At 53.9% G+C, this 10,019-nt stretch carries 11 protein-coding genes and 1 pseudogene; 1 reads left to right on the top strand and 11 read right to left on the bottom strand.

The window, feature by feature from the left end:
• Nucleotides 1–7: 7 nt before the first annotated feature.
• A pseudogene (locus BBW68_RS10035) lies at nucleotides 8–235 on the top strand (YfhL family 4Fe-4S dicluster ferredoxin).
• Here BBW68_RS10035 and acpS read toward each other — a convergent pair.
• The 11 genes from acpS to rpoE all read right to left on the bottom strand — a co-directional run bounded on the left by acpS (nucleotide 232) and on the right by rpoE (nucleotide 9,582).
• The gene (gene acpS, locus BBW68_RS10040; RefSeq protein WP_070135252.1) at nucleotides 232–612 is read right to left on the bottom strand and encodes a holo-ACP synthase; all 381 of its coding nucleotides are present in this window, start codon (nucleotides 610–612) and stop codon (nucleotides 232–234) included. The pseudogene BBW68_RS10035 and the gene acpS sit on opposite strands and share 4 nt — an antisense overlap.
• A complete protein-coding gene (gene pdxJ / locus BBW68_RS10045; protein ID WP_070135253.1) occupies nucleotides 612–1,343 on the bottom strand; it encodes a pyridoxine 5'-phosphate synthase in 732 nt (243 codons plus the stop codon). The genes acpS and pdxJ overlap by 1 nt, the downstream gene beginning before the upstream one ends.
• Before the next feature lie 74 nt (nucleotides 1,344–1,417).
• A complete protein-coding gene (recO, locus tag BBW68_RS10050) occupies nucleotides 1,418–2,155 on the bottom strand; it encodes a DNA repair protein RecO (protein WP_070135254.1) in 738 nt (245 codons plus the stop codon).
• Between the two features lie 5 nt (nucleotides 2,156–2,160).
• On the bottom strand, nucleotides 2,161–3,066 hold the full coding sequence (era, locus tag BBW68_RS10055; protein ID WP_070135255.1) for a GTPase Era: 906 nt from the start codon (nucleotides 3,064–3,066) through the stop codon (nucleotides 2,161–2,163).
• Nucleotides 3,063–3,743: a ribonuclease III gene (gene rnc, locus BBW68_RS10060; RefSeq protein WP_070135256.1), complete on the bottom strand. Its 681-nt coding sequence runs from the start codon at nucleotides 3,741–3,743 to the stop codon at nucleotides 3,063–3,065. Before rnc ends, era begins: the two co-directional genes overlap by 4 nt.
• A 139-nt stretch (nucleotides 3,744–3,882) precedes the next feature.
• Complete coding sequence (gene lepB, locus BBW68_RS10065; RefSeq protein WP_070135257.1) at nucleotides 3,883–4,839, bottom strand: signal peptidase I; 957 nt, start codon at nucleotides 4,837–4,839, stop codon at nucleotides 3,883–3,885.
• Between the two features lie 29 nt (nucleotides 4,840–4,868).
• A complete protein-coding gene (lepA, locus tag BBW68_RS10070) occupies nucleotides 4,869–6,668 on the bottom strand; it encodes a translation elongation factor 4 (RefSeq protein ID WP_070135258.1) in 1,800 nt (599 codons plus the stop codon).
• Nucleotides 6,669–6,905: 237 nt separating this feature from the next.
• A complete protein-coding gene (gene rseC, locus BBW68_RS10080) occupies nucleotides 6,906–7,370 on the bottom strand; it encodes a SoxR-reducing system protein RseC (RefSeq protein WP_070135260.1) in 465 nt (154 codons plus the stop codon).
• Nucleotides 7,367–8,323 carry a sigma-E factor regulatory protein RseB gene (gene rseB / locus BBW68_RS10085; protein ID WP_070135261.1) on the bottom strand — a complete coding sequence of 319 codons (957 nt, stop codon included), beginning with the start codon at nucleotides 8,321–8,323 and terminating at the stop codon, nucleotides 7,367–7,369. The genes rseC and rseB overlap by 4 nt, the downstream gene beginning before the upstream one ends.
• On the bottom strand, nucleotides 8,323–8,976 hold the full coding sequence (rseA, locus tag BBW68_RS10090; protein ID WP_070135262.1) for an anti-sigma-E factor RseA: 654 nt from the start codon (nucleotides 8,974–8,976) through the stop codon (nucleotides 8,323–8,325). The genes rseB and rseA overlap by 1 nt, the downstream gene beginning before the upstream one ends.
• A 30-nt stretch (nucleotides 8,977–9,006) precedes the next feature.
• Nucleotides 9,007–9,582: an RNA polymerase sigma factor RpoE gene (gene rpoE, locus BBW68_RS10095; RefSeq protein WP_070135263.1), complete on the bottom strand. Its 576-nt coding sequence runs from the start codon at nucleotides 9,580–9,582 to the stop codon at nucleotides 9,007–9,009.
• Nucleotides 9,583–10,019 lie beyond the last annotated feature (437 nt).

Below are 10,019 nucleotides of genomic sequence, written 5' to 3' on the forward strand. Positions count from 1 at the left end.
TTCGAACTTGAATCCGCCTATGTGTAAACCGGAGTGCCCGAACTAAGCGATTGCGATGGGGGATGAGTTCTACGAGATTGACGGCGATCGCTGTACCAAGTGTATCGGCCATTACGACGCCCCGACCTGTCAGCAGGTCTGCCCGATTGATAACACTATTATTGTTGACCCACAGCGCACTGAGAGCAATGAGCATCTGTGGGACAAGTTTGTAGGACTGCACCCGGCAGGTTAATTCTCGATTATCACCGTAGCACAGGCATAATGGCGCTCATCGGCCAGAGTGACGTGCATGTGTGCCACGCCGAGCTTATTCGCCACTTCCTGCGCATGTTGGAAAAAGCGCAGGCCGGGTTTTCCCAGCTCATCGTTGAAAACTTCAAACTGATTAAACGCCAGCCCGCCGCGGATCCCGGTGCCGAAGGCTTTGGCCGCTGCTTCTTTTACCGCAAAACGTTTAGCTAGGAAGCGCACCGGCTGCTGATGGGCCTGATACTGCCGCCACTCGTTGTCACTCAGCACGCGCTTTGCCAGCCGATCGCCGGAGCGGGAGATCACCCCTTCGATGCGGGCGATCTCCACGATGTCGGTGCCAAGGCCGAGAATGGCCATTAGCGACGCGCTTCCCGCATCAGCTGCTTCATCTCTTTCACTGCCTCAGCCAGCCCGCTGAAGACCGCACGGCCAATAATTGAATGGCCGATGTTCAGCTCGTGCATCTCCGGCAGAACCGCAATCGACTGGACGTTATGGTAGGTGAGGCCGTGGCCCGCATTGACCTTCAGGCCTTTGCCTGCGGCGTAGGTTGCCGCTTCGGCAATACGAGCCAGCTCGGCATCTCGCTCCGGGCCTTCTGCGGCTTCGGCGTATGCACCGGTATGGATTTCGATGTAGGGAGCGCCCGCCGCCACGGCGGCATCAATCTGGCGATGGTCGGCATCAATAAACAGGGAGACCAGACTGCCAGCCGCATTAAGGCGCTGTACTACCGCCGTCACTTTATCCTGCTGACCGGCAACATCCAAACCACCTTCAGTAGTCACTTCTTCACGCTTTTCCGGCACTAAGCAGCAGAAATGCGGCACGATCTCGCAGGCGATATCGACCATCTCATCGGTGACAGCCATTTCCAGGTTCATGCGCGTCTGAATGGTCTGATGCAGAATGCGCACGTCGCGATCGGTAATATGACGACGATCTTCGCGCAGGTGCACGGTAATACCATCGGCACCGGCCTGTTCGGAGACAAACGCCGCCTGCACCGGGTCAGGATATTGCGTGCCGCGTGCATTACGCACGGTGGCCACATGATCGATATTAACGCCTAACAACAACTCAGCCATGACAGTCCTCAGATTATCGCGAAGGGTTTTGTCGAGTGTACAACGTTCGGAAGCCCGAAGGGTATGACCTGTGGCTATTCGTCCGCGGCTGGCGCTGCGTCCGCTGGTTTTCTCGGCAGAAACTGACGAAAAAGCTCGGTGCTCTTGAGAGGCTTACCGCCGAGGTAAGGCTTCAGCGCAATGCGCGTGAAGCGTTTGGCGGCGCGCAGGGTATCCGCATCGGGGAATTCACGTTGGTACAGCGCGCGCAGATGGCGTCCGGTAAAGCTGTGATTGTTCACCACCAAGCTGGCGATAAAGCCCTTCTCTTCACGATAGCTGTAGGTTATCTCATCGGCAACCTCTTCGCCGCTACCCGCGCAGTGCAGGAAATCGACGCCGTAGCCAAGATGGCTGAGCATCGCTAGCTCAAAGCGCCTCAGCGTAGGTTCTGGCGAGTCGGTCACGCCTGCCAGCCCCTGAATGCAGTGTAGATAGTCAAAAAATAGCTCGCTGAAAGCCGTTTCGTGTTCCAGCATGCGGGAAAGCAGTTCGTTGACGTAGAGACCACAGTAGAGAGTAATACCGGAGAGAGGCAGCGCCAGAGAGACAGGTTCAGCCCCGCGTAGCGTTTTCACTTCGCCGCGACCGCCCCAGCGCACCAGCAGCGGGGTGAAAGGCTGTAACGCTCCCTTCAGACTGGAACGTTTGGAACGGGCACCTTTGGCCAGTACCCGTACCCTGCCGTCCTGTTCAGAGAACAGGTCAAGTAGCAGGCTGGCTTCGCTCCAGGGGCGTCCATGCAGGACAAACGCGCGTTGCCAGCCTTCCATCAGGTTCAGAGATCGTCGGTATAGCCTAGGCTGCGTAAGGCGCGTTCGTCATCCACCCAGCCGGACTTCACTTTCACCCACAGCTCGAGGTGCACTCTCGACTCGAATATATCTTCCATATCACGGCGCGCTTCAGTGCCGATCACTTTGATCTTAGCCCCTTTATTACCGATCACTATTTTCTTCTGACCTTCGCGCTCCACGAGGATCAGGCCATTGATGGTCAGGCCGCCACGCTCGTTCGTTACAAACTGTTCGATCTCAACAGTCACCGAGTACGGCAGTTCCGCGCCGAGGAAACGCATCAGCTTTTCGCGGATGATTTCGGAGGCTATAAAGCGCTGCGAACGGTCGGTAATATAATCTTCCGGGAAGTGGTGCTCAGCTTCCGGCAGACGGTTACGCACTATGCTGGCGATGGTATCAACGTTATCGCCTTTTTCGGCGGAGATCGGCACCACGTCCATAAAGCTCATCTGCTGCCCCAAGAACTGCAAGTGCGGCAGCAGAATGCTTTTGTCCGTGAGGTTGTCGATCTTGTTGATCGCCAGCAGCACCGGCACGCGGCCGTCTTTCAGCTTGTTCAGTACCATCTCATCATCGGCGGTCCATTTGATGCCTTCGACCATGAAGATCACCATCTCAACATCACCGATAGAGCTGCTGGCAGCTCGGTTCATCAGGCGGTTGATCGCCCTTTTCTCTTCCATATGCAGCCCGGGAGTATCGATGTAGATTACTTGATATTCCCCTTCAGTATGGATGCCCATAATACGGTGGCGCGTGGTTTGTGGTTTACGCGAGGTGATAGAAATCTTCTGCCCCAGTAACTGGTTCAGTAAGGTAGATTTACCAACATTCGGGCGGCCTATAATAGCAATAAAGCCGCAATGGGTAGTTTGTTCGCTCATTCAATTCCCAGCTTAATCAGCGCCTGTTCGGCCGCTGCCTGCTCAGCTTTGCGTCGGCTGGAGCCGGTTCCCACAACCGGATCTGCCATACCGCTTAGCTGGCAGTGAATAGTAAATTCCTGATCGTGAGCTTCGCCACGCACCTGTACCACCAGATAAGATGGTAACGGCAGATGACGGCCCTGCAAGAACTCCTGCAGACGCGTTTTCGGATCCTTTTGTTTATCGCCCGGGCTGATCTGATCGAGACGGCTGGCGTACCAGTTGAGGATCAGCTGCTCCACCGTCTGGATATCGCTGTCGAGGAAAACCCCGCCAATCAGCGCTTCCACGGTATCAGCCAGAATCGATTCGCGACGGTAGCCGCCGCTTTTCAGTTCACCTGGACCTAGGCGTAAACATTCGCCTAGGTCAAATTCCCGTGCCATTTCAGCCAGCGTGTTGCCACGAACCAGCGTAGCACGCATGCGGCTCATGTCGCCTTCATCCACGCGCGGGAAGCGCTGATAAAGGGCGTTAGCAATGACGTAACTCAGAATTGAGTCGCCCAAGAATTCCAGTCGTTCATTGTGTTTACTGCTGGCGCTGCGGTGAGTGAGCGCCTGCTGTAACAATTCCTGATGGGTAAAAGTGTAGCCCAGCTTTCGTTGAATCTTGTTAATTACGATGGGGTTCATGCGTTACCAATTTCTGAATGCGTCAATTATGCTGCATACGGAACAGGGCTGAGCCTGTACACCAACACGATCTATTTTGTGTGCAGTCGCCTAGTATACGACCAAGCAACCCGAAGTTAATGTTGCCCGCAGGCAAACATTAGTGAATACTGCCAATCCTGCTGAGACGAACGCCCGTTGGCCATTCCCCTTCCTGCTTGTCAAAGCTCATCCAGATGGCGGTTGCTTTGCCTACCAGATTACGCTCTGGGACAAAGCCCCAGTAGCGGCTGTCTGCGCTGTTGTCGCGGTTATCACCCATCATAAAGTACATGCCTTGCGGCACTACCCAGCTTGACTGCGACTGGCCCGGCTGCTGGTAGTATGAACCCGGCTGACTCTGCGCCTGGGTTACGAGCAGAATACGGTGGGTGACATCGCCCAGCGTCTCGTTGCGGGTGGCTAAACGCAGGCCGCCCTGCATCGATTCACCCTGTGGCACCTGATAGAAACCGTTGCCAACTTCGTTACCGCTGAAGCCGCTAAAGGTCTGAATGAAGTTGCTTGGCTGCACGTCTGAATAGGTCACTGCCAGCGCTTTATCGCACGGCTTACCACCATCACAGGCGGGCTGAATTGAGACAGTCTTGCTCAACAGATTGTAGATCACGCGGTCACCCGGCAGGCCAACAACGCGCTTGATGTAATCCAAGCTTGGATCTTTCGGGTATTTAAATACCGCGATATCACTGCGCTTCGGATGACCGGTCTCGATCAGCGTGGTTTGAGTAATCGGATCTTTAATCCCGTAGGCGTATTTCTCCACTAGGATAAAGTCACCAATCAGCAGAGTTGGAATCATTGAACCGGAAGGGATCTGGAACGGCTCATAGATAAATGAACGCACCACAAACACCACGAACAGCACCGGGAATAACGATGCCGTGGTTTCCACCCAACCCGGCTGCTTGTTTGCCTTGGTTTCCGCAATGCCTTCGGCCTGCGCCGCCGCGCATTTTGCGTGACGGGCCAGTGCCCATTTGAACTTATCGATGCACCAGACAATGCCGGTGACGAGCGTTGCTATCGCCAAAATCAGGGCGAACATATTAGCCATTTCAGTTCCCTCGAAGCCCGAATTCGGGCTTATTTGCTGTCTTTACCTACGTGCAGAATGGCCAGGAACGCTTCCTGCGGTAACTCAACGTTACCCACCTGCTTCATCCGTTTTTTACCGTCTTTCTGTTTCTGCAGCAGCTTTTTCTTACGGCTGACGTCACCGCCATAGCACTTAGCCAGCACGTTTTTACGCAGCTGTTTCACCGTTGAACGGGCAATAATGTGGTTGCCAATGGCCGCCTGAATCGCGATGTCGAATTGCTGACGCGGGATCAGATCTTTCATTTTCTCGACTAGCTCGCGGCTGCGGTACGGTGCGTTGTCGTTGTGGATGATCAGCGCCAGCGCATCGACGCGCTCGGAGTTAATCAGAACATCAACGCGCACCATGTTGGACGCCTGGAAGCGTTTGAAGTTGTAATCCAGCGACGCGTAGCCACGGGACGTTGACTTTAGACGGTCGAAGAAGTCCAGCACCACTTCCGCCATCGGGATTTCATAGGTCAGCGCAACTTGGTTACCGTGATAAACCATGTTGGTCTGCACGCCGCGCTTCTCGATACAGAGCGTGATCACGTTGCCGAGGAACTCCTGCGGCAGCAGCATGTGACACTCGGCGATTGGCTCACGCAGTTCTTCGATGTTGTTCAGCGGCGGCAGTTTACCCGGGCTGTCCACATAGATGATCTGGTTGTCGGTAGTCACCACTTCGTAAACCACGGTGGGTGAAGTGGTGATCAGCTCAAGATTGTACTCGCGCTCCAGACGTTCCTGGATGATCTCCATGTGCAGCAGGCCTAGAAAACCACAGCGGAAGCCGAAGCCCAGCGCGGTAGAGCTTTCCGGCTCATAAAACAGAGATGCATCGTTCAGGCTCAGCTTGCCGAGCGCATCACGGAAGGCTTCGTAATCGTCAGAGCTTATGGGGAACAGACCGGCGTAAACCTGCGGCTTCACTTTTTTGAAGCCTGGTAATGCTTTATCAGCCGGGTTACGTGACTTGGTCAGAGTATCCCCGACAGGAGCGCCGAGAATATCCTTGATAGCACAAACCAGCCAGCCTACTTCACCACAGTTCAGCACGTCGGTATCAACGCGCTTCGGCGTGAAGATACCCAGACGGTCAGCGTTGTAAACCTGACCGGTGCTCATCACCTTAATTTTGTCGCCTTTGAGGATGGTGCCGTTTTTGATACGTACCAGCGAGACGACGCCAAGGTAGTTATCGAACCAAGAGTCGATGATCAGCGCTTGCAGCGGGGCTTCCGGGTCACCTTCCGGCGGTGGAATATCGCGCACCAAGCGCTCGAGCACGTCAGGCACGCCAATACCGGTTTTCGCTGAACAGCGCACCGCATCAGTGGCATCAGTGCCGACAATATCTTCGATCTCCTGCGCCACGCGATCCGGATCGGCCGCCGGCAGATCAATTTTGTTCAATACAGGTACGACTTCCAGATCCATTTCCATCGCGGTGTAGCAGTTTGCTAGGGTCTGAGCTTCTACGCCCTGACCGGCATCCACCACAAGCAATGCACCTTCACAGGCTGCCAGCGAGCGCGAAACTTCATAGGAGAAGTCAACGTGTCCCGGAGTGTCAATAAAATTGAGCTGGTAAGTTTTACCATCTGGCGAATGGTAATCGAGCGTCACGCTCTGCGCTTTAATGGTGATGCCGCGCTCACGCTCTAAATCCATGGAATCCAGAACCTGCGCAGCCATTTCGCGTTCGGTTAATCCGCCGCAAATCTGGATCAGACGGTCAGAGAGCGTAGATTTACCGTGGTCGATGTGGGCGATGATAGATAAGTTTCTTATGTGCTTCATTATTGAGATTTTTCTGCCTTACAAATTCTGGAACTCGCGCGATGCGAAGCAGGAGAGTGTGATATCACAGGCTGACACTGGCCCGAAAGGCAGCATTCTACACTACATATCAAAGGGGTGGAATCTTCGCAGGCAGACAATAGTGCATGCAAAGGCATATCGACAGGGAAATAAGATTTGAACCAACGTGAAACAGGGCTGACGGCAGGATAAACCCGTCGCCAGATTGCAGGTAAGTCAGGCATCGGTACTGACGTGCAGCGCGTCGGGAGGCAGTGCAGCGCTGAGGATCACTGGGTGGAAAGAAGCTGAACGCCCCAGAATGCTGGAGATACCTTTAGCAATAATTCCCCCCCCCACGCCGCCGAGCAGCGCGCCACTGGCCGCGGCCAGATCGCTGTGGAACAGCATCTGGGAAACACCGGCCAGTACGAATAAACCGATAAGCGGCGTCATATAAACGAAGAATGCCGAACTCAGCAGGCTGGTTTCGGCAATACCTAATTCGATACGCTGGCCCGGCTGCAGCGGCTCCACGCTGGAGATTTTCATCAGGTGCGCGTTTTTTAGCCTCAGCTTGTTCAACATATGGCTGCCACACGCCTTACGGGCAGAGCAGCTGCTGCAGGAAGTTTTCATTTCGGAGTGCAGTGTGGCAATACCATTCTGCCACGACACCACCGTCGCCCATTCTCTCATCATGGTGTTTTACCCATCGTCACGCTGTCAGCAATGCGTTTAGCGGTGGTAGGAGGCAGTTCGCCCACTACCGTAATTTCCGCATTATTACGCACTTCAGTCTGCACCGTACGACGCCCAGTGCGCAACTGCTGTGGCGAACTGCTTTTATCCGCCATCGTCACGTTGATGGAGAAACTGAACAGACCATCGGAGTAGAGGCATGATTCCACCGGACGATCAAGCGAAGGCAGCTGGCGGCGGCTCTGGGCGATCTCTTTCATTCCGGCGGGCAGCCAGCCAGCTTTCCAGTTGAAGGTCACCGCACCGCTGGAAGGTACGGAAAGCACCGGCGGCAGCTTAGCAGTTTCCAGATCCTGCATGATCTTACGCACGCCTTCATCCACCGCGAAGCTGACAACGCGATACTGTTCAAGCGTCTCGCCGTCGCGGTCCAGCAGGTCAACCCGTAGCGGCAATTTGGTGTCGCTATCTAGCCAGACAATATAGCCGTAGCGTGTTCCATCACGCGGCACGATGCGGATCACTTCACACAGCTGATCGGCAATACGCGTGCGGCCTACGGAGACAAAATCATAGGTCGCGGCAAGCTGCTGGAAATCGGCATAAACCAGCGCCGGCAGCGAATCAACAATGTGATCTCCGGTCATGGTGAACGGTTCCAGCCCCGCTTCAAAATAGCTGACCTCATTGCCGCGCTGAATAATTTCACGGCGCGGCCCGTCCATATGCAACAGCTGGGCAAAGACTTTATTGTCGATAGCAGTATGACGGTATCGAAGCGATTCAATGCCCATGCGGGAAACATTGATATAGGCAAGTTCGTAACTGAGAGACTGGCTGGCCTGCTCCATCTGTTGCAATAGTGCCCCGGAAGGCGTTTGTGCGGTCAAGGCGACAGAGGAGTACATCAGGCTGCCAGCCATAAGGCTGACTGCACACCAAAGCTGCTTCATTACTGCGATTGCATTCCTAACGACTGGTTACCTAGATCCTGAGCAGCAGCCTGTTGAACGGGGCTTTGCTCAAACTGCAGCTGTTCAGCATGCAGACGGCGTTGCAGTTCATAGTTCTGCAGCAGCGCGTTCACACGGCGGCGCTGGCTTTGAACCTGCTGGTTAGCGTTGGTATTGTTAGTGTTCGCGTTATCCGCTGGCACCCCTAGGCTAACCGCGGAAGCCTGCCCCATCATCGGCAGCATGTTAAACACTGGAGCGTCAGAAGACTGACCGACCACGGGTTTGTTGTACTGCTGCACGCCGACAATTACGGCTAGAGAAACGCAAGCGGCTACGCCAACCTGAGTAATCTGAGCTGCCCATGGGAGCATTTTTGCCCAGAACGGCATCACGGCAGCCTGTTCAGGTTTTGGCTGTGCTTCAACACTCAAAAAAGTGACTTTCTGCGCTGGCTCGTTCTCAATCGCCGCCATGACGCGCGCGGAAATATCAAAATCAAGCAGCTGAGGAACATCACCGCGCAACGTGTCGCGAATCAGGTGATAGCTTCCCCAGTTTTTCTGCAGCACAACGTCTTTAGACAACATGGAAATAACTTCATTATCCAGCGTTTCACCGTCCATCAGAGCGGAAAGTTGTTCTTTCTGCATACCTCAATACCTTTCCTGTATCCGCTATCGCTAGCGTTGGATAAGCGGTTGAATTTTATTATCGATAGCTTCACGGGCGCGGAAAATACGAGAGCGAACAGTCCCTACCGGGCAATCCATGATCACGGCTATCTCTTCATAGCTCAGGCCATCGAGTTCACGCAGGGTGATAGCCATGCGCAAGTCTTCGGGTAACGTCTCGATGGTACGAAAAACCATTTGTCGCAACTCCTCTGACAACATTAAGTTCTCAGGGTTCGATATTTCTTTCATTGCTCCCGCACTTTCGAAATTTTCTGCATCGATCGCGTCTACATCGGTAGACGGCGGGCGGCGCCCCTGAGCAACTAGGTAATTTTTGGCTGTATTGACGGCAATACGATAGAGCCAAGTATAGAAAGCACTGTCGCCACGGAAAGATTCCAACGCACGATAGGTCTTAATAAACGACTCCTGCACTACGTCAGGCACGTCTCCTGAGGGCACATAGCGGGAAACCAGGTTCGCCACTTTATGCTGATAGCGAACTACCAGTAAGTTGAATGACTTCTGATCTCCTTTCTGTACTCGCTCTACGAGAACCTGATCCGTTAACTGCTCGCTCATCCGAGGTAAATTCTCCCCAAATCTGTCTTCACGCGTAATCGCACTTCCAGCAATAACTCAATCTCTTTGAGCAAGCATCAGGAAAGTTCCATTACGCCATTATTTTTGTTTTGTCGCCGGGGGACAGAACAAATCAGCATGCTTGTTTATGCATTCTTACGAATTTGTCGGCCACTGCCTCTCTTTGTTCCTGAAACGGTGAAGCTCAGGAGCCCAACAGCCGTCGCAGAGTACCGCAAGGAGCCTCAGTTTTCACCCTATAATCGGCTTTGTTGAATAATAGGTGATCATGCTGTTTTAATAGGAGTAGGCAGCCTGACGGCTGCGACTTGTCATAGCCTGCAGTGGCTGTTATAAATTTAGCATCCACATTTTCTGTAAGTGTTTTATGGCCCGTTCTGCCCCCCCGTTATGTGGTTAAGCTTCATGATGATGAA

This window comes from Candidatus Erwinia dacicola, assembly GCF_001756855.1.
Classification (GTDB): Bacteria; Pseudomonadota; Gammaproteobacteria; order Enterobacterales; family Enterobacteriaceae; genus Erwinia; species Erwinia dacicola.

What these genes read in the sequence shown, in the direction of transcription:
- acpS (WP_070135252.1), bottom strand. Translation starts at nt 612, where the DNA reads ATGGCCATTCTCGGCCTTGGCACCGACATCGTGGAGATCGCCCGCATC.
- pdxJ (WP_070135253.1), bottom strand. Translation starts at nt 1,343, where the DNA reads ATGGCTGAGTTGTTGTTAGGCGTTAATATCGATCATGTGGCCACCGTG.
- recO (WP_070135254.1), bottom strand. Translation starts at nt 2,155, where the DNA reads ATGGAAGGCTGGCAACGCGCGTTTGTCCTGCATGGACGCCCCTGGAGC.
- era (WP_070135255.1), bottom strand. Translation starts at nt 3,066, where the DNA reads ATGAGCGAACAAACTACCCATTGCGGCTTTATTGCTATTATAGGCCGC.
- rnc (WP_070135256.1), bottom strand. Translation starts at nt 3,743, where the DNA reads ATGAACCCCATCGTAATTAACAAGATTCAACGAAAGCTGGGCTACACT.
- lepB (WP_070135257.1), bottom strand. Translation starts at nt 4,839, where the DNA reads ATGGCTAATATGTTCGCCCTGATTTTGGCGATAGCAACGCTCGTCACC.
- lepA (WP_070135258.1), bottom strand. Translation starts at nt 6,668, where the DNA reads ATGAAGCACATAAGAAACTTATCTATCATCGCCCACATCGACCACGGT.
- rseC (WP_070135260.1), bottom strand. Translation starts at nt 7,370, where the DNA reads ATGATGAGAGAATGGGCGACGGTGGTGTCGTGGCAGAATGGTATTGCC.
- rseB (WP_070135261.1), bottom strand. Translation starts at nt 8,323, where the DNA reads ATGAAGCAGCTTTGGTGTGCAGTCAGCCTTATGGCTGGCAGCCTGATG.
- rseA (WP_070135262.1), bottom strand. Translation starts at nt 8,976, where the DNA reads ATGCAGAAAGAACAACTTTCCGCTCTGATGGACGGTGAAACGCTGGAT.
- rpoE (WP_070135263.1), bottom strand. Translation starts at nt 9,582, where the DNA reads ATGAGCGAGCAGTTAACGGATCAGGTTCTCGTAGAGCGAGTACAGAAA.